This is a genomic window from Streptomyces sp. NPDC087422, from assembly GCF_044744145.1.
Classification (GTDB): domain Bacteria; phylum Actinomycetota; class Actinomycetes; order Streptomycetales; family Streptomycetaceae; genus Actinacidiphila.
On the sequence record NZ_JBIUXT010000011.1, the window covers coordinates 15,163 to 33,913 of the forward strand.

The window sequence follows — 18,751 nt, forward strand, 5'->3', positions numbered from 1 at the left end:
CTCAGCCGGCCTCGGGCGAGGGCAGCAGCGGAAGGGGCGGGGTCAGAAGACCGACTCCGCCTCTTCCATGCGCTCCTCGGGGACGGTCTTGAGCTGGGTGACGGCGTCGGCCAGCGGGACCAGGCCGATCGTCGTGCCCTGGAGCGAGGTCATGTGACCGAAGGCGCCCTTGTGGGCGGCCTCCACCGCGTGCCAGCCGAAGCGGTTGGCCAGCACCCGGTCGTACGCGGTCGGCACGCCGCCGCGCTGGACGTGGCCGAGGATGACCGGGCGGGCCTCCTTGCCCAGCCGCTCCTCCAGCTCCATGGCCAGCGTGGCGCCGATGCCCGCGAAGCGCTCGTGCCCGTACTTGTCGATCTCGCCGACGCCGTAGTCCATGCTGCCCTTGGCCGGGTGGGCGCCCTCGGCGACGCAGATGACGGCGAATTTCTTGCCGCGCGCGAAGCGTTCCTCGACCATCGCCACCAACTGGGACGGCTCGAAGGGGCGTTCGGGGATGCAGATGCCGTGCGCGCCGCCAGCCATGCCCGCCTCCAGGGCGATCCACCCGGCGTGCCGGCCCATCACCTCGACCACCATCACGCGCTGGTGGGACTCCGCGGTGGTCTTCAGCCGGTCTATGGCCTCGGTGGCGACGGTCACGGCGGTGTCGAAGCCGAAGGTGCGGTCGGTGCCGTTGATGTCGTTGTCGATGGTCTTGGGCACGCCCACGACCGGCATCCCGGCGTCGGAGAGCATCCGGGCGGCGGTCAGCGTGCCCTCGCCGCCGATCGGGATCAGCACGTCGATGCCGTACTCGGCGCACATCTCGTCCGCGTTGTCCGCCGCCTCGCGCAGCCGGGCGCGCTCCAGCCGGGCCGAGCCGAGGATGGTGCCGCCGCGGGCGAGGATGCCGCTCACCGAGTTGAGGTCGAGCGGCCGGAAGCGGCCCTCCAACAGGCCGACGAAGCCGTCCTCGAAGCCGATGACCTCGTCGTCGTACCCGGTCAGCGCGCGGTGCACGACCGACCGGATGACGGCGTTGAGGCCGGGGCAGTCGCCGCCGGCGGTGAGGACTCCGATACGCATGGGCCTGTCTCTCCAGACGGTCGTCGGCTGCTGCTGTGGCGCGTGCTGTCACGCGCTGTCGGTATCCAGTGGATCACAGCGCCTGGTCACCCCGGAGCGGGGCTCCAGGTCACGGGGACTTCGGGACCAGCGTGCACTCGGTGATCCGGCCCGCCACATAGTCGTCCACATTGCGGACGGTGGCGGCGACGATCTCGTCGATCGCGTCCACCGTGAAGTACGCCTGGTGCGAGGTGATCAGCACATGCGTGAAGGTCAGCAGCCGGGCCAGGGTGTCGTCCGTCATCACCTCCAGCGACTTGTCGTAGAAGAAGACCCCGGCCTCCTCCTCGTACACGTCGAGCCCGACGCCGCCGAGCCTGCCCTCGCGCAGCGTCTCGACCAGCGCGGCGGAGTCGATCAGGCCGCCGCGGCTGGAGTTGATCAGGATCGCGTCGTCCTTCATCAGCGCCAGCCGCCGCTCGCCGACCAGGTGGTGGGTGGAGGGCATCAGCGGCACATGGAGGCTGATCAGGTCCGACTCCCGGAAGAGCCGGTCCAGTTCGACGTACTCCATCCCCAGTTCGGTGCAGGCGGGGTTGACCGCGATGTCCCAGCCGAGAATCCGCATGCCGTAGCCGCGGGCGATGGCGGTGAATGCGGTGCCGATCCTGCCGGTGCCGACCACGCCGACCGTACGGCCGTGGAAGTCCCGGCCGAGCAGGCCGTCGAGCCGGAAGTCGAAGTCGCGCGTGCGGCTCGCGGCCCGGACGATCCGCCGGTTCAGCGCCGAGGCGAGCGTCCAGGCGAACTCCGCCACCGAATACGGGGAGTAGCGGGCCACGCGCGCCACCGTCATCCCCAGCCGCTCCGCGTGGTCCAGGTCGATGTTGTTGTAGCCCGTCGAGCGCTGCGCGATCAGCTTCGTGCCGCCGCGCACCAGGGCTTCGAGCACCGGCGCGTCCAGCACCGCGTTCACACTCGTCGACACGGCCTCGTACCCCGCCGCCAGCGGCAAGGTGTCCTTGGTGAGGAACGTCTCAAGACACCGCACCTGATGGCGCGCCCCGAAGGCCGCCTCCAGCAGAGGGCGCTCGTCGCGCTGCACCCCAGTCGCCAACACGTCCACAGGACCGGCCCTCCTTACGTGAGTCCTTCCTCACTCTACGTGCGCGCCGCGCGCCCCGCGCCACGCCTCGCGGAGGCGGGCAGGTGCCCCTGGGCGGCAGGCGGTACCCGGGAGCGTTAGCGTCAGGGGTGCGTACGGCCGTACGCGAAGGGTTCAGGGCAGAACGGACGGATCAAGCGTGACGCGCAGCGTCTACCTCACGGGGATCGGCCGCGGCGACGGCCGCCAGGTGATCGAGCTGGGGGTGATGGAGCTGCTGACCCGCCAGGTCGACCGGGTCGGCGTCTACCGCCCGCTGGTCCACGACACCCCCGACCGTATTTTCGAGCTGCTGCGCAGCCGCTACCGGCTGACCCAGGACGCGGCGAGCGTCTTCGGCATGGGGTACGAGGAGGCGGCGGCGCTCCAGGCCGAGCAGGGCCAGGAGGCGCTGACCGCCCGGTTGGTGGACGGCTACCTGAGGGTGGCGGCGGAGTACGAGACGGTGCTGATCCTGGGGTCCGACTTCGCGGGCACCAACCTCCCGGCGGAGCTGGGCGTCAACGCGCGGCTGGCGAACGAGTGCGGCGCGTCGGTGCTCGCGGTGATCGGCGGTCTGGAGCAGTCGGCGGAGTCGGTGGTCGCCGAGGTGCGCAACGCGTACCACGCGTACACGAATCTGGGCTGCGACGTGATCGCGATGATCGCGAACCGGGTGGCCCCGGCGGAGGTCGCGGAGGCGGCGGAGCGGCTGGGCCGGGTCCCGGACGTGCCGGTGTACGTGCTGCCGGACGAGCCCGCGCTGTCGGCGCCGACGGTGGCGCAGATCGCGGAGACGCTGGGCGCGCGGGTGCTGCTGGGCGACGACGCGGGGATGTCCAGGGACGCGCTGGACTTCGTGTTCGGCGGCGCGATGCTGCCGACGTTCCTGCCCGCGCTGACCCCCGGCTGTGTGGTGGTGACGCCCGGCGACCGGGCGGATCTGGTGATCGGGGCGCTGGCGGCGCACTCGGCGGGGTCGCCGCCGATCGCGGGGGTGCTGCTGACGCTGGACGAGAAGCCGCCGCCGCACATCCTGGCGCTGGCGAACCGGCTGGCGCCCGGCACCCCGGTGCTGTCGGTGGCGACCGGCTCCTTCCCGACGGCGGCCGGGCTGTTCGCGCTGGACGGCAAACTGGGCGCGGGCACACCGCGCAAGGCGGAGACGGCGCTCGGCGTGTTCGAGACGCATGTGGACACCGCGGAGCTGACCGAGCGGCTGTCGGTCGCCAGGTCGGCGCGGGTGACGCCGATGATGTTCGAGCACGCGCTGATCGAGCGGGCGCGGTCGGCGCGCAAGCGGATCGTGCTGCCCGAGGGCGGCGAGGAACGAATCCTGCGGGCCACCGAGGTGCTGCTGCGCCGCGGGGTCTGCGACCTGATCCTGCTCGGCGAGGAGGACACGCTGCGCAAGAAGGCGGCCGACCTCGGGATCTCCCTCGACCAGCCGGGCGTGAGCGTCGTCGACCCGCAGACCTCACCGCTGCGGGACCGGTTCGCCGCGCTGTACGCGCAGCTGCGCGCGCACAAGGGCGTCAGCTACGAGCTGGCGTACGACGTGGTCGCGGACGTGTCGTACTTCGGCACCCTGATGGTCCAGGAGGGCCTGGCCGACGGCATGGTGTCGGGCGCGGTGCACTCCACGGCCGCGACGATCCGCCCGGCCTTCGAGATCATCAAGACCCGCCCCGACGCGGCGATCGTCTCCTCGGTGTTCTTCATGTGCCTGGCGGACAAGGTGCTGGTGTACGGCGACTGCGCCGTCAATCCGGACCCGGACGCCGAGCAGTTGGCGGACATCGCCATCCAGGCGGCGGGCACCGCGGCCCGCTTCGACGTACAGCCGCGGATCGCGATGCTGTCGTACTCGACCGGCACCTCGGGCTCGGGCGCGGACGTCGACAAGGTGCGGGCGGCCACCGAGCTGGTCCGCGAGCGGCGGCCCGACCTGCTGGTGGAGGGGCCGATCCAGTACGACGCGGCGGTGGCGCCCTCGGTGGCGGCCACCAAGATGCCGGGGTCCGCGGTGGCCGGGCAGGCGACCGTGCTGATCTTCCCCGACCTGAACACCGGCAACAACACGTACAAGGCGGTGCAGCGCTCGGCGGGCGCGGTCGCCGTCGGACCGGTGCTCCAGGGTCTGCGCAAGCCGGTCAACGACCTGTCGCGCGGCGCGCTGGTGCAGGACATCGTCACGACGGTCGCGATCACCGCGATCCAGGCCCAGGGAGAGAACCCGTGAGCGCGACCCGTGTACTGGTCATCAACTCCGGCTCCTCGTCGGTGAAGTACCAACTGCTGGACATGGCCGACCACGCGCGTCTGGCGACCGGTCTGGTGGAGCGGATCGGCGAGGGCGGCGGTGCGCCCGACCACGCGGCGGCGCTGCACACCGTGGCGGAGCAGCTCGACGGGCAGGGCCTCGGCCTGGACTCGCCGGAGCTGGCGGCGATCGGCCACCGGGTGGTGCACGGCGGTACGCGTTTCACCGAGCCGACGCTGATCACCGACGAGGTGGTGGCCGCGATCGAGGAGCTGGTGCCGTTGGCACCTCTGCACAATCCGGCCAACATCACCGGTATCAAGGTGACGCGTGAGCTGCGGCCCGATCTGCCGCAGGTCGCGGTCTTCGACACGGCCTTCCACTCGACGATCCCGGAGGCCGCGGCGCGGTACGCGATCGACGCGGCGACCGCCGACCGGTACGGCATCCGCCGCTACGGTTTCCACGGCACCTCGCACGCCTTCGTCTCGCGGGCGACGGCGGAGCTGCTCGGCAGGGAGCCGGCCGACGTCAACGTGATCGTGCTGCACCTGGGCAACGGCGCGTCGGCCTCCGCGGTGCGCGGCGGGGTGTGCGTGGACACCTCGATGGGCCTGACGCCCCTTGAGGGCCTGGTCATGGGCACCCGCTCCGGCGACCTCGACCCGGCGGTGGTGTTCCACCTGGAGCGGGTGGCCGGCATGGGCACCGACGAGATCGACACGCTGCTGAACAAGCGCAGCGGTCTGCTGGGCCTGTGCGGTGACAACGACATGCGGGAGATCGGCCGCCGGATGGCCGAGGGCGACCGGGCGGCGCAGCTCGCCTTCGACGTCTACGCGCACCGGATCCGCCGTTACGTAGGGGCCTTCAGCGCGGTGCTGGGCCGGGTGGACGCGATCGCCTTCACGGCGGGCGTCGGCGAGAATTCGGCCGCAGTTCGCGAAGCGGCTTTGTTGGGTCTCGACAATCTAGGTGTCACTATGGACCCTGTACGCAACGCGCTTCGCGGCACTGCGGCCCGGCTGGTCTCGGCGGCGGCGTCGCGGGTGGCCGTCGCGGTGGTGCCCACTGACGAAGAGCTGGAGATCGCCCGCGATACTTACGTACTGGCGACCGAATAAGCATGGCTGACCGTCCCGCAGCCACGACCGCCCCTGGAATATTCCGGAGCGGAACAAACCGATAGGATAGCGCCCATGCGCCGAGCCAAGATCGTCTGTACCCTGGGTCCCGCCGTCGACTCCTACGACCAGCTCAAGTCGTTGGTCGAGGCGGGCATGAACGTGGCCCGTTTCAATTTCAGTCACGGCAGCCACGCCGAGCACGAGGAGCGCTACCAGCGCGTCCGTAAGATCGCCGCCGAGACCGGCCGGGCGATCGGAGTCCTCGCCGACCTCCAGGGTCCCAAGATCCGCCTCGCCAAATTCGCCGACGGACCGGTCGAGTTGATCGCGGGCGACGAGTTCACCATCACCGTCGAGGACGTCGCGGGCGACAAGTCCATCTGCGGTACCACGTACAAGGGTCTGCCGGGCGATGTCTCCAAGGGCGACCCGATCCTGATCAACGACGGCAACGTGGCGCTGCGCGTCATCGAGGTCGAGGGCCCGCGGGTCCGCACGCTGGTGGTCGAGGGCGGCGTGATCTCCGACCACAAGGGCATCAACCTGCCGGGCGCCGCGGTGAACGTGCCGGCGCTGTCCGAGAAGGACATCGACGACCTGCGGTTCGCGCTCCGGATGGGCGTCGACATGGTCGCGCTGTCCTTCGTGCGCGACGCCAAGGACGTCCGTGACGTGCACCGCGTCATGGACGAGGAGGGGCGCCGCGTCCCGGTCATCGCCAAGGTGGAGAAGCCGCAGGCGGTCGAGAACATGGAGAGCGTCGTCGCGGCGTTCGACGCGGTGATGGTGGCGCGCGGCGACCTCGCCGTGGAGTACCCGCTGGAGCAGGTGCCGGTCGTGCAGAAGCGGCTGGTCGAGATGTGCCGGCGCAACGCCAAGCCGGTGATCGTGGCGACCCAGATGATGGAGTCGATGATCACCAACTCGCGGCCCACGCGCGCCGAGGCGTCCGACGTGGCCAACGCGATCCTGGACGGCGCGGACGCGGTCATGCTGTCCGCCGAGTCGTCGGTCGGCAAGTATCCGATCGAGACCGTCAAGACGATGTCGCGGATCGTCGTGGCCGCCGAGGAGGAGCTGCTGTGCCGCGGGCTCCAGCCGCTGGCCCCCGGCAAGAAGCCCCGCACCCAGGGCGGCGCCGTGGCCCGTGCCGCCGCCGAGCTGGGCGACTTCCTGGACGCCAAGTCCCTGGTCGCCTTCACCAAGTCCGGTGACACCGCCCGCCGCCTGGCCCGCTACCGCGTGCCCGAGCCGGTCCTGGCCTTCACCACCGACCCCGCCACCCGCAACCAGCTCGCGCTGACCTGGGGTGTGGAGTCCTTCGTGGTCGAGCACGTCGACAACACCGACGCCATGGTCGAGCTCGTCGACCGCGAGATGCTCAAGCTCTCCGAGTACGCCAAGGGCGACACCGTCATCATCACCGCCGGCTCCCCTCCGGGCGTCCCCGGCACCACCAACCTCGTCCGCGTCCACCACCTCGGCGACTGACCACCCCCTCCCCCGTAGAAACCAGAGACCAGCGACCAGCAACCGCCCGCGGCCCGCGCCCCTTCCGAAAGGGGTGCGGGCCGCGCGGCGTTGGGGGCTCGGCTAGCCGGGGGTGCCGTAGATGTGCATGCCGGGGACGTGGAGGGTGCCGCCGAACTGGGCCGCCTGGATGACGGTGGCGTTGGTGAAGAACAGTTCGGGGAGGGTCAGCGGCGGGGGCGCCTTCGGGGTGAAGGTGATGGGGATCAGCCCGAGGAGATTGCCGCTGAGGGACTCGGTGTAGAGCGTCACCGTGCCGTTGGTGAACTTCGAGGTGGAGCCCTTGGCCGCCTCGACGTTCGTCTTCGTGCCCTTGGGGCCGTCGACTATCTGGTGCAGATTGTCGATGTCGATGCCGGAGACGGTGAACTTCAGGACGTCCTTCACCGTGCCGTTGTGCGTCTTGACCTTGACTATGCCGTGGTACGACAGGCCGTGCAGGGTCAGCTTCGTGGTCTTCAGGACCCACGGGGTGTCCGGCAGCAGGGGTATGCCCTGCTCGACATCGGCGTCGGCGAGCGCCTTCGCGTCGTACACCGGGCACGGGTAGGACTGCGGGTCGTCGGTGCCGCCCGCGCTCGGGGTGGCACTGGGCGACGCCTTGTCCTTGGCGTCCTTGGCCGCGTCCTTGGCGTCCTTGGCGTCCTTGGCGTCCTTCACCGTCTTGTCGAGACCGCCGACGGCGGTGTCCACGGTGTCCTTGACGGTCTTGCCGGCCGTGCCCACCGGGTCGTCGCCCTTGGCGGGCGCGCTCGCCGACGGCGACGTGCTCGGCTCGGGCTTCGCGGTCGTCGGCGCCGGGTCCGGCTGCGGGGCCTGGGTGGTGGGCGTCGCGGTCGGGGTCTTGCCGCCGCCGAGCAGCCCGCTCACCAGGTCGCCCAGGCCCAGCGGGTCCCACGGGTTGACCGACTTGGTCGGGCTCGGGGTCGCGCTCGGCGTGCCGGTCGCCCGGGACGTGTTCTCGGTCTTGCTGTCGGCGCCGCTGTCGGACGACGGGGCCTTCGCCGAGTCGGTCGGCGCGGGCGCCTCCGGGCTCGTGGAAGGACTCGGACTGCTCGACGGGCTCGGGCCGGTCGTCGGCTTCGACGTCTCCTGCCCGCCCGGCTTGTCCGTGGCCTTGCCGTCCGCCGCGCTCTTGGAGGCCGAAGGGCTCGGGGTGTCCGACTGGGTCACGCAGGGGCCGGGCTTGTACGGGTTCTTGGGCATCTCGTCGGCCTGCGCGAGGTGCGGCGTGAAGCCCATGCCCATCAGCACGGCCGTGGGCATCGCGGCCAGGGCGACCGCCTTCCCGGCGGGCACGTGCAGCTTGGTCAGCAGGGACTTGCGGGGAGCCGCGTGCCGCGGTCCCGAGGTGGCCCGGTTACGGGACCCGTCGCTCTCGGCCTGCTGAGCGTCGTCACCCAGCACGGTGCCTCCCGTTCTCCTCGGTGTTCTCTTCGTCGGGCCGCGCTCCGGCGTGGACCGGCTCGGGCTGTCCGTACGCCTCAGCGGGCTCGTGGGGCCCCTGGGACTGCGCGGGCAGGGTGGGCGGAGCGTTCTCGTCGCCGCCGCCCTCAGGGGCGCCGTCGGGCAGCTCCGCCTTCTCGCCCGGCTCGTCGGTCGCCGGGACACCCGGCGCCCAGGAGACGGCGAGCGCGCCGCCGAGCAGCGCGGGCAGGAAGCCGACGAGGAAGCCGCCGAAGTTGGAGACCACCAGCGACACCAGGGCGAGCAGGATCGACGCGACACCGGCGAAGATGCGTACCGCGCTCTGGAACCACATGGTGAGGCCGAGCACGAACAGCAGGACACCGATGATCAGCGAGCCGGAGCCCGCGGTCGTCGCCATCCGGACGGTCAGTTGGCCGAGCGTGAGGTTCGCGTACGGGAAGTAGGCGATCGGCACTCCGGCGAGGAGGGTCAGCAGACCCGCCCAGAACGGGCGCCCCCAACGCCAGTGGCGGAACGACAGCCGCCAATAACGGATCCGGGCACTCAGTCCTGTTGACTCGGCGCTCATAGGAAACAGCTCCCTGGGACTGGCTTTGCTGAGAGATCGATCGGTGGCGCCGGGTGAGCCGCGTCCCGCGCGGCTCACCCGGACCACTCAGGCGGTGCTTAGTAGCACTCCACCCCGGCGCCGGAGCCCTTCTTGACGCCGAGGCTGAGGCCCGCGAGCTTGAAGGTGCCCGCGCTGGTGGCCCAGGCGGTCTGGTGCACGCCGTCGAGGATGGCCCGGTCGGCCTCCTGGGCGAACGACCCTGGGTCCGTCGCGTCCTTGTCCTTGATGCCAGGACCCTTGTGACTGTCACCGGCCGCGACACCGATGTTGATGTTCCGGAACTCCGCATCGGCGTCGAGCTGGTCGAGGTCGATGTAGAGGTTGTGTGCCACAACCGGCTTCTTCGGGTCCTTGCCGGCGGTCAACTTCAGGGTCACGTCACCGATCGGCGTCGGGACGACCACGGACTGGCACAGGCCGTTGATGGTGGCGTCGGTGAACGCCGAGACCGCGACCGGAATGTACTTGCCACCGTGCTGAACGTCGAGCGCGCCGTACTGCTCGAAGCCGGTGCCGTCCAGGTGATCCGCCGTTACCTTGAACTGCTGACCTGACACGCTGAATGACGCGGCGAGCGCGCCCTGAGCGATGGCTATACCCACCGCGGCCGTAGCCGCGACACTCGGCACCATGACGACGGCGAACCGCCGCCATCTGGTACCGCCACGAACGAGCGACTCCATTTTTCCTCCTTCTCGGACGTACATCTCCGGCCGGGATGTTCGGGTCCTGGCCTGGGATGGGAGAAGTGCTACGTCCTCGGGAAGGAGAGCGCCGGTGATCGGCGGACCGTCCCTCCCCACGAAGAAGCAAGGAGTACGGACGGCGGTGTCCGAATCTTCGGCGATCACCCCCGAGCGACAACCACTGGCCACGCTCTCGCGCAACCTGCTGGACAGGCTCCGCCGGTAGGCGAAGACCCCCCTGTCCCGGAGCGGCGGCATGAGCCGTACGCACCCACTCGGCGGGGACCCGCGGACCGTGGCGCCGACTGGCGGCCGGGCTGTGGCAACGGACCGAGCTTGGCCGATCGTGGTCCATTCGGGCGCGCCGCACAAGGGGCTCATTACTAGCGAGTAACGGATGGGTGTCGCGGCCGTGCGCCCCGGACGGGGCGATTTCACGCAGAGTGAGGAAGACCGGGGCAGGTAAATCCGGCATAAAGAACATCAGCGGTCGAAACGGAGCTGATTTCTTACCGGAGGTAACGGCGACCGCTCATTGTCACGGTTTGATAAAGTGCGGTCGCCGTATCGCTAAATCTCTGAGTAAAACCGGGGCGGGCACTCGGGGAACCGGCGGTAACTGACCGCAGGGTCAGCTCGGCGGAGCGTCCCGTTCAGCCGCCCGGCCGCCTCAGAAGAGGACTCTGATCAGCGCCGTACGCGCGGCGACCACCCGGGGGTCGTCGGGGCCGATGACCTCGAACAGCTCCAGCAGCCGTACGCGGACCGCGTCGCGGTCGTCGCCCGCGGTGCGGCGCACGGTGTCCACCAGCCGCGAGAAGGCGTCCTCCACATGACCGCCCACCAGATCGAGGTCGGCGGCGGCGAGCTGCGCGGTGACGTCGGAGGGTGACGCGGCGGCGGCCTCGCGGACCGCCTGCTGGTCGGCGCCCTGCACGCGGTCGAGCAGCTCGGCCTGGGCCAGGCCCAGCTTGGCCTCGGCGTTGCCCGGCTCGTCGGAGAGCACATTGCGGTACGCCTGGATGGCGCCGCCCAGGTCACCGGCGTCCAGCGCGTCGTGCGCGGCGGACAGCGCCAGCTCCTGCGGGGTGGCCGGGCGCGGCGGCGCCTCGGCGGCCGGGGCCGCGCCCTGGGCGGCGGCGTCCGTGTCGACCTCGGGGCCGACGATGCCGAAGCGCTGCTCGGCGACGGCGATCAACTGGTCGAGCACTTCGGTGATCTGGTCCTCGGGCGCGCTGCCCTGGAAGAGCGGCATGGCCTGCCCGGCCAGCACCGCGAAGACCGCGGGCACTCCCTGGACACCGAACTGCTGGAAGAGCATCTGGTTGGCGTAGACCTCGGCGGTGGCGAGGACGAAGCGCCCGCGGTACTCGGCGGTGAGCCGTTCCAGTACCGCGTTGAGCTGCTTGCTCGCGTCGGCCTGGTCGGCCCAGAAGCTGATGACGACCGGGACTTCGGCGGAGCGCTGGAGGACGTCGCTCTCGAAGGTCTCCTCGGTCACCTCGATGACGAGCGGCGAAGCGGTGTGGGCGTCGGCGTTCGCGGGGTCCTGCCGCTGCGCCCTGGCCTGCTCGGCCTTCACCTTGGCCTCACCGGCCGCCTTCACCGCGGCGAGGTCGACCACGCCGCTCATGGACATGTTCCGTGGCTGCATGAGGTCAATCCTCCCCCCTACCGGAGCCGATCGTGCACAGACCCCGGATAGACCCCGGATCTGGTGGTGCTGAGCGGTGCTGTCGGTACGGATCCCCATCCGCACCCGTGGTTGTCGCACGTTTCGCTACGGGTCGTAGCGTAACTGCCCTGAGCTGCCCGGCGGAAGCCGCCCGATGTGATACCGGTCACTCGTCACGTAACCTACCGGCCGGTATGGTCCGCCTTATGGAGCCGCTCGTGGAGCCCCCCGCCCCTCACAGACGCACCGGCCGCCCGCGAAGTGCCGAGGCGGACCGCGCGATCCTCGGCGCCACCCGCGAGGCGCTGGTCGAACTGGGCTGGGGAAAGCTGACGCTGAGCGACGTGGCGGCCCGCGCGGGCGTCGCCAAGACCACCCTCTACCGGCGCTGGAACGGCAAGAACGAGCTGGTCGTCGACGCCATCGCCGCCCTGTTCGAGGAGCAGCTCGACCTCCCGGACCTCGGCAGCCTGCACGCCGACATCCGCGGCGTGGTCCTGCGCTTCGCCGAACTCCTCAACCGGCCCGCCATCAGAACGGGCCTGATGGCCGTCGTCGCCGAGGCCACCCACGACGACGCCCTGCGGCTGCGCATCCGCGAGGCGATCGTCGACCGCCAGAAGCACCTCGTCCTCCTCGGCCGACACCGCGCCCAGCAGCGCGGCGAACTCCCCCCGGACCCGCCCGCTCCGTGCGACCCCGCCCTCGCCGGCCGCGACGCCGACCTCATCTTCGACGTCATCGCCGGCACCGTCGTCCACCGCGTGATGGTCAGCGCCGGCCCGGTCGACCCCGACTGGGCCGACCGCCTCGCCCTCCTCCTGACCACCGGCCTCACCGGCGTCAGAAGCTAGGGGGCCGGAGCCAGGGGGCCGGAGTCAGGGGGCCGGAGGCGGCCGGCCCCGGCGTCAGGGGGTCGCGTTCACAGCGCCGCACTCCGGGGTCTCCACGCCTGCCACGAAGTGGTCGAACTCCCCGGCGCGGACGCCCTTGACGAAGGCCTCCCATTTGGCGGGGGTGGTGACGGCCACGATCTCCGGCTGCTCGGTTTCGCGGATGTGAATCATCCCGTCGTCGCCGACGGTCGCTTCAAGGGCCACGAACGTCCTTTCGCTGGAGGGCCGGTGGATTGCGCACGAGATGTCGAGGCTACCCAGCGAACAGCGAACGGAACGGGCCGTGACGACGACGGACTACACGGCGCGCCGGACGGACGACAGGCCACGGCCCGACCGGCGGCGTACCACCGCGGGTCAGAAGCGGGCGGGCTCGGTGTAGGTGCCCCATTCGGCGCGCAGGGCGTCGCAGATCTCGCCGAGGGTGGCCTCGGCGCGGACGGCGTCGAGCATGGGCGGGATCATGTTGGAGCCGTCGCGGGCGGCGGTGAGCATGGCGTCCAGGGCGGTGCGGACGGCGGCGTCGTCGCGGGCGGTGCGGCGGGAGGCGAGGTCGCGGACCTGGTCGCGCTCGACCTCGTGGCTGACCCGCAGGATCTCCAGGTCGCCGGTGACGGAGCCGTGGTGCACGTTGACGCCGACGACGCGCTTGTCGCCCTTTTCGAGGGAGCGCTGGTACTGGAAGGCGGACTCGGCGATCTCGCCGGTGAAGTAGCCGTCCTCGATGCCGCGCAGGATGCCGGAGGTCATCGGCCCGATCGGGTGCTCGCCGCTCGGCACGGCCTTGGCGCCCAGCGCCCTGATCCGGTCGAAGATCTTCTCCGCGTCGGCCTCGATGCGGTCGGTCAGCGCCTCGACGTACCAGGAACCGCCCAGCGGGTCCGCGACGTTGGCGACGCCGGTCTCCTCCATCAGCACCTGCTGCGTGCGCAGCGCGATCTCGGCGGCCTGCTCGCTGGGCAGCGCCAGCGTCTCGTCGAGGGCGTTGGTGTGCAGCGAGTTGGTGCCGCCGAGCACGGCGGACAGCGCCTCGACGGCGGTACGTACGACGTTGTTGTACGGCTGCTGCGCGGTCAGCGACACCCCGGCGGTCTGGGTGTGGAAGCGCAGCCACTGCGCCTTGTCGCTGGTGGCGCCGTACTCGTCGCGCATCCAGCGGGCCCAGATACGGCGCGCGGCGCGGAATTTGGCGATCTCCTCGAAGAAGTCGAGGTGTGCGTCGAAGAAGAAGGACAGGCCGGGCGCGAAGGTGTTGACGTCCAGGCCGCGCGACAGGCCGAGCTCCACGTAGCCGAAGCCGTCGGCCAGGGTGTACGCCAGCTCCTGCGCGGCCGTCGCCCCGGCCTCGCGGATGTGGTAGCCGGAGACGGACAGCGGCTTGTACGCGGGGATGGAGGCGGCGCAGTGCTCCATCAGGTCGCCGATCAGCCGCAGGTGCGGGGCGGGCTCGAAGAGCCACTCCTTCTGGGCGATGTACTCCTTGAAGATGTCCGTCTGGAGCGTGCCGTTGAGCACGGCCGGGTCGATGCCCTGCCGCTCGGCGGCGACCAGGTACATGCAGAAGACCGGGACGGCGGGTCCGGAGATGGTCATCGAGGTGGTGACGTCGCCGAGCGGGATGTCGTCGAACAGAACCTCCATGTCGGCGGCCGTGTCGATGGCGACACCGCAGTGGCCGACCTCGCCGAGCGAGCGGGGGTCGTCGGAGTCGCGGCCCATCAGGGTCGGCATGTCGAAGGCGACGGAGAGGCCGCCGCCACCCGCGGCCAGGATCATCTTGTAGCGCTCGTTGGTCTGCCGCGCGTTGCCGAATCCGGCGAACTGCCGGATCGTCCACGTACGCCCCCGGTAGCCGGTCGGGTGCAGTCCGCGTGTGAACGGGTACTCGCCCGGCCAGCCGATCCGCTCGAACCCGGGGACGTCCGCACCCGCCGGCGGGCCGTACACCGGCTCCACGGGGTCGCCCGAGAGCGTGCTGAAGTCGGCCTCCCGCTTACGGGCTGAGTCGTACCGTGCCTGCCAGCGCTGGCGGCCTGTCTCGATGCCTTGGGAGTCCATACCCTTGAATTTACTAGGACGTCCTAGTAAATGTCGATGGGAACACGGCTCACCCTTGGGGTGAGCCGGGTCTCAGAGGGCCGGGGCCCGGGCATGACGGCCCAGACGTGACGGCCTTGACGGGCTCGGGCTTGACGCGCTCAGGCTTGACGGGCGCGGGCTTGACGCGCCCAGGCGGTCGACGGGCTCAGGCGTTGACGGGCTCGGTCTTCTCGGGCTGGATCACCTTCGGCGCCAGCTCACGCGTCACGCGGCGCTCCACGAAGAACGCGGCGGTCGGGACGGTGCCCGCCAGCAGCACCCAGGCCATCCGGCCGATCGGCCACTTCGCCTTGTTGCACAGGTCGAAGGCCATAACGAGGTAAACGACATAGAGCCAGCCGTGGGCGAAGCCCACCGCGCTGGTGAAGGTGCCCGCGCCATTGATGTCGAACACGTACTTGGCGATCACGCCCAGGGTGAGCGCGATCAGCAGCACGCCTGTCACGTAGGCCATCACGCGGTAGCGGGTCAGCACGCTGGATTTCATGGCATCGAGCCTAGCCGCCCCGAAATGCCGGGCTCATCCGGGTCGGGGGACGACGGGACGCGCGGAGCCGACCGCAGGTCAGGACTCCTCGAAGTCGCCCGCCGCTATCCGCAGGGGGCGCAGGAGCGCGAAGATCTCGCCGCACTCCTCCGCGTCGTAGGCGCTGAGGCCGAAGTCCATGGCGACCAGATCGCGGGTGGCGGACTCGACGATCTCGCGGCCCTTGTCGGTGATCGAGGCGAGGGTGCCGCGGCCGTCGTTGGGGTTGGGGCGCTTGGCGACGAGACCGGCGGAGACCAGCCGGTCCACGGTGTTGGTGACGGACGTCGGGTGCACCATCAGCCGCTCGCCGATCTTGGACATCGGCAGCTCGCCCGCCTTGGAGAAGGTGAGCAGCACCAGCGCCTCGTACCGCGCGAAGGTCAGCCCGTACGGCCTGACCACCGCGTCGACCTGGCCGAGCAGGATCTGCTGGGCGCGCATGATCGAGGTGATGGCACCCATCGAGGGGACCCCGCCCCAGTGCCGGGTCCACAGCTCGTCGGCGCGGGCGATCGGATCGAAGGGCAGGCTCAGCGGCTTTGACACGGCGAAGAGCCTACCCGTCGGTCACATAGTGGGCACAAGTGTCTCGTCAGGCGAGCGCGCTGAGCCGGCGCCACGCGTCCTTGCCGAGGTTCCACTCACCGAAGCCGTTGCCCTTGTCGACGGTGGCGCGCGTGGAGCCCGAGGTGATCACCAGGTCGCCGCGGACCGCCCGGTCGAAGAACCACTTGGCGTCCGCGGTGTGCATGCCGATGCACCCGTGGCTGCCGTTCTGCACGCCCATCATCGCGTCGTTCCAGGGCGCCGCGTGGGTGTACGTGCCGGAGGTGGTGATGTGGACCGCGTACTTCACGTCCTTGTCGTAGAAGTCCGCCGAGTCCTCGGAGGTGGCGATGCCGACCGACGAGGACGTCATCCGCACGGTGGACTGCTTGCTGATCACCACCATCTGCCCGTTCCAGGTGGGGAAGGCGGGCTTGCCGCCGGAGATCTTGAAGTTCTTGACGGTCTTGCCGTTCTCGGTGACCCGCATGGTGTGCGCCTTGAGGTCGACGTACGAGATCCGGGCGGTGCCGATGGTGAACGTGTCGTGGATGTCGCGGCGCAGATAGCGCCCGCCCCCGGTGTCGATGCCGCTGAGCCTGGCGGTCAGCGTGACCTTGGTGTTCGGCGTCCAGTACGTGTCCGGCCGCCAGTCGACCCGCTGAATGCCGGTCAGCGGGTCGGTGATCCAGCCCCAACTGCCCTGGACGGCCGGGCTGGTGGTGACGGTCAGCGCCTTCTCGACCGCCGCCCTGGCCGCCTTGTCGGTGACCGGCTTGTCGAAGGCGAGGGAGACGGGCAGGCCGACGCCGACGACCGCGTTGTTCAGGGGGGTCGGGGTGACGCCGTTGACCTTGGCCGCCGTCAGGGTGCGGAAGGCGCTGGTGGTACGGGTCTGCTTGCCCGCGCTGTCGGCCGCGGTGACCTGGACGGTATAGGCGGTGCCGGGGGTCATCGTGCGGTCGGAGGTCCAGGTGTGCTTGGCGGCGTCCAGGGCGCCGGTCACCTCGATCGGCGTCACGCCGTCCTTGGACGTGCCCTCGGGGGTCACGGTGACCGTGCCGAGGGTGCCGCCGTCGACGGTGACCTTGACCGGCGCGGCCGGGTCGACGTCCGCGGTGTCCTTGGCCGGTGTGACGGTGATCCGCGCGGCGGAGTCGGCGGACGCGGACCGGCCCGCGCCCTTGCCGTCGGACGAGCCGCCCGCCTTGTCGCCGTCGTGGCCGCCGCACGCGGTGACGCCCATCGCCACGGCCAGCAGGAGGGCGGGCACGGCGAGCGCCCGCGGTCGGGGGTTGCGTATGCGAGTGCGGTACACGGCAGTCGGTTCCTTGTCAGAGGTGGTCGGGGCGAAGAGTGTTTGGATCGGCGGCGGGCGGGTCGGCGGCGGGTGAGGTCAGGACAGAACGCGGCGGCTCAGCACGACTTCCCGTCGCCGACGAAGCCGCGCGACATCGTGGACCCGCCGCCGACCCCGCTGCCGACCCCGCCGCTGGTGCCGTCGATGGAGACGTCCGGCGGCGACATGGAAGCGCTCGGTCGCGCGCCGGCCTCCGTCAGCCGGTTCAGCGACGCCGCGATGCAGGCGATCGGCTGCGGGTGCTTGTTGGCATAGTCGCTCCCGGAGCCCAGCGGGTTCCCCAGCCCGCGGATCAGCAGCACGGCGAGGTAGGCGCCCTGCCGGTTCATCAGGATCTGCACCCCGGTGCCCGTTCTGCTGCTGCCCTGGTAGGTGACCGGACTGTCGGCGGCCTCACCGGTCGTGCCGAGGTCGGTGGTCAGCTCGACACCGCACGTGTCCTTCACCGCCTCGCCGAACCGTTCCGTCCGGTAGCGGGCGGCCTCGGCGTCGGTGAACGCGTAGAGCAGGTACTCCGCCTCCTCCCCCGCCGACGCGCCGTACAGCCGCACCGCGCCGGCCCGTACGTCTCCGGCGGGAGACGGCACCGGGCAGGCCCCCATGAGCTTGAGCGCGGTGCCCGGGGCGAGGGTCTTCCAGGGGGCCACCGGGAAGAACGGCAGGGCGCCGGGCGGCAGCAGCTCGTCGGTGAGGCGGTGGGCCAGGGCGGCCGGGTCGGGCGGCTCCGGCGGGGGCGTGGTGGACGCGACGGTGCCCGGCAGCGCGCCGGTGCCGCGCGGGCCGTCGGAGCCGGGCAGCAACTGCCAGGTGCCGACGGCGACCGCGAGAGCCGCGACCAGCGACACGGCCCCGGTCCTGCGGCGGGCGCGCCGCCGTTCGCCGAGCCTGCGGGCGGCCGGGGCCCCGGCGAGTACGACCAACGGCTCGGTGTCGCGGGCGAGTCCGCGCAGCCGCTCGTCCAGCGGATCGGCGGAGTCCGAGCCGATGTCGGAGTGCGAGCCGATGTCGGTGTCCATGTCGGCGGCGGGGGTGTCATCGGCGGTGCCGAGGGGGTCGGGACCGGCCGGGCGGCCGAACGGGTCAGCCATGGAGGGGCACCTCCTCGGTGCGGTGGCGCGCCGCACGTGCGTGGCGTGCGTCGTCGGCGGTGGCTGTGGCTGTGGCAGTGGCGGTAGCGGTAGCGCTGGCGGTGGCGGCGTCCCGACCGGCGGGGTCGTGAGCGCCGCGACCGGCGGTGTCGTGGGCGGCGGACGCGTACGCGGCGGGTTCGGGCTCCGCGTCGTCCGCCGGGTCGTCCTTGAGCAGGGCCCCCAGTGCTCTCCTCCCCCGGCTCAGCCGGGTCCGTACGGCGGCGCTGGACACGCCGGTCTGCCGGGCGATCTCCTCCACCGGCAGGTCGAGGAGGTGGTGCATGACCACGGCGGTGCGCTGGTCGTCGCCGAGTGCGCGCAGGGCGTCGATCAGCGCGACCCGGTCGGGTGCGAGCGCCGGGGCGTCGGGCGGCGGCCCGTGCCGGAAGTGCGCGCGCACCCGGTTGCGGGCCTTGCGCCAGGTGCTCACCGCCAGACGTACGGCGACGGTACGCACCCAGGGCGCGGGGTCGCCCTCCGCGGTGAGCTTCGGCCAGCGCTGCCATGCCCTGGCGTACGCCTCCTGCACGGCGTCCTCCGCCTCACCCAGGTCCCCGGTGATCGTGTAGACGACGGCCACCATGCGCTTCGCCGTGGCGGCGTAGAACTGGTCGAAGTCCGCCGCCGGTTCTGGCTGTGCGGTCATGTGGTTCTTCCCTCCCTCAGAACTACAC

At 71.0% G+C, this 18,751-nt stretch carries 17 protein-coding genes; 4 read left to right on the forward strand and 13 right to left on the reverse strand.

Annotated elements, in window-relative coordinates:
* Nucleotides 1-42: 42 nt before the first annotated feature.
* Both ACIO6U_RS28780 and ACIO6U_RS28785 read right to left on the reverse strand, forming a co-directional pair.
* Complete coding sequence (locus tag ACIO6U_RS28780; RefSeq protein ID WP_355349595.1) at nt 43-1,068, reverse strand: ATP-dependent 6-phosphofructokinase; 1,026 nt, start codon at nt 1,066-1,068, stop codon at nt 43-45.
* Nucleotides 1,069-1,177: 109 nt separating this feature from the next.
* Nucleotides 1,178-2,176 carry a 2-hydroxyacid dehydrogenase gene (locus ACIO6U_RS28785; RefSeq protein ID WP_401723513.1) on the reverse strand — a complete coding sequence of 333 codons (999 nt, stop codon included), beginning with the start codon at nt 2,174-2,176 and terminating at the stop codon, nt 1,178-1,180.
* 178 nt (nt 2,177-2,354) lie between these two features.
* Between ACIO6U_RS28785 and pta the strand changes: the two genes are divergently transcribed.
* From pta to pyk, 3 genes are all read left to right on the forward strand, one after another.
* Nucleotides 2,355-4,436: a phosphate acetyltransferase gene (gene pta / locus ACIO6U_RS28790; protein ID WP_355349601.1), complete on the forward strand. Its 2,082-nt coding sequence runs from the start codon at nt 2,355-2,357 to the stop codon at nt 4,434-4,436.
* On the forward strand, nt 4,433-5,581 hold the full coding sequence (locus ACIO6U_RS28795) for an acetate/propionate family kinase (protein ID WP_401723516.1): 1,149 nt from the start codon (nt 4,433-4,435) through the stop codon (nt 5,579-5,581). Before pta ends, ACIO6U_RS28795 begins: the two co-directional genes overlap by 4 nt.
* Before the next feature lie 75 nt (nt 5,582-5,656).
* Complete coding sequence (gene pyk / locus ACIO6U_RS28800; RefSeq protein ID WP_355349607.1) at nt 5,657-7,075, forward strand: pyruvate kinase; 1,419 nt, start codon at nt 5,657-5,659, stop codon at nt 7,073-7,075.
* A 102-nt stretch (nt 7,076-7,177) separates the two neighbouring features.
* Here pyk and ACIO6U_RS28805 read toward each other — a convergent pair whose 3' ends face one another.
* From ACIO6U_RS28805 to ACIO6U_RS28820, 4 genes are all read right to left on the reverse strand, one after another.
* Nucleotides 7,178-8,521, reverse strand: coding sequence for a hypothetical protein (locus ACIO6U_RS28805; RefSeq protein ID WP_401723519.1), 1,344 nt, complete (start codon nt 8,519-8,521; stop codon nt 7,178-7,180).
* Complete coding sequence (locus ACIO6U_RS28810) at nt 8,511-9,113, reverse strand: DUF6114 domain-containing protein (protein ID WP_355349613.1); 603 nt, start codon at nt 9,111-9,113, stop codon at nt 8,511-8,513. Before ACIO6U_RS28810 ends, ACIO6U_RS28805 begins: the two co-directional genes overlap by 11 nt.
* A 98-nt stretch (nt 9,114-9,211) precedes the next feature.
* Complete coding sequence (locus ACIO6U_RS28815) at nt 9,212-9,838, reverse strand: DUF6230 family protein (RefSeq protein ID WP_355349616.1); 627 nt, start codon at nt 9,836-9,838, stop codon at nt 9,212-9,214.
* A gap of 673 nt (nt 9,839-10,511) precedes the next feature.
* Entirely contained in the window at nt 10,512-11,495 is a 984-nt protein-coding gene (locus tag ACIO6U_RS28820) for a tetratricopeptide repeat protein (protein WP_355349619.1), read from the reverse strand.
* A gap of 227 nt (nt 11,496-11,722) precedes the next feature.
* On the opposite strand from ACIO6U_RS28820, the gene ACIO6U_RS28825 reads away from it, so the two are divergent.
* Nucleotides 11,723-12,370 carry a TetR/AcrR family transcriptional regulator gene (locus tag ACIO6U_RS28825; protein WP_355349622.1) on the forward strand — a complete coding sequence of 216 codons (648 nt, stop codon included), beginning with the start codon at nt 11,723-11,725 and terminating at the stop codon, nt 12,368-12,370.
* A 54-nt stretch (nt 12,371-12,424) separates the two neighbouring features.
* On the opposite strand, the gene ACIO6U_RS28830 is transcribed toward ACIO6U_RS28825, so the two are convergent.
* The 7 genes from ACIO6U_RS28830 to ACIO6U_RS28860 all read right to left on the reverse strand — a co-directional run bounded on the left by ACIO6U_RS28830 (nt 12,425) and on the right by ACIO6U_RS28860 (nt 18,723).
* Complete coding sequence (locus tag ACIO6U_RS28830; RefSeq protein ID WP_355349625.1) at nt 12,425-12,616, reverse strand: DUF397 domain-containing protein; 192 nt, start codon at nt 12,614-12,616, stop codon at nt 12,425-12,427.
* A 153-nt stretch (nt 12,617-12,769) separates the two neighbouring features.
* Nucleotides 12,770-14,470 carry a methylmalonyl-CoA mutase family protein gene (locus ACIO6U_RS28835; protein ID WP_391044635.1) on the reverse strand — a complete coding sequence of 567 codons (1,701 nt, stop codon included), beginning with the start codon at nt 14,468-14,470 and terminating at the stop codon, nt 12,770-12,772.
* Between the two features lie 187 nt (nt 14,471-14,657).
* Nucleotides 14,658-14,999, reverse strand: coding sequence for a DUF3817 domain-containing protein (locus ACIO6U_RS28840; protein ID WP_401723524.1), 342 nt, complete (start codon nt 14,997-14,999; stop codon nt 14,658-14,660).
* 78 nt (nt 15,000-15,077) lie between these two features.
* Nucleotides 15,078-15,587, reverse strand: coding sequence for a MarR family winged helix-turn-helix transcriptional regulator (locus ACIO6U_RS28845; protein ID WP_188282203.1), 510 nt, complete (start codon nt 15,585-15,587; stop codon nt 15,078-15,080).
* 46 nt (nt 15,588-15,633) lie between these two features.
* Entirely contained in the window at nt 15,634-16,905 is a 1,272-nt protein-coding gene (locus ACIO6U_RS28850) for an Ig-like domain-containing protein (protein WP_401723527.1), read from the reverse strand.
* Between the two features lie 98 nt (nt 16,906-17,003).
* Nucleotides 17,004-18,035, reverse strand: coding sequence for a hypothetical protein (locus ACIO6U_RS28855; RefSeq protein WP_391044629.1), 1,032 nt, complete (start codon nt 18,033-18,035; stop codon nt 17,004-17,006).
* A complete protein-coding gene (locus ACIO6U_RS28860; protein WP_401723530.1) occupies nt 18,028-18,723 on the reverse strand; it encodes a SigE family RNA polymerase sigma factor in 696 nt (231 codons plus the stop codon). Before ACIO6U_RS28860 ends, ACIO6U_RS28855 begins: the two co-directional genes overlap by 8 nt.
* Nucleotides 18,724-18,751: the final 28 nt, after the last annotated feature.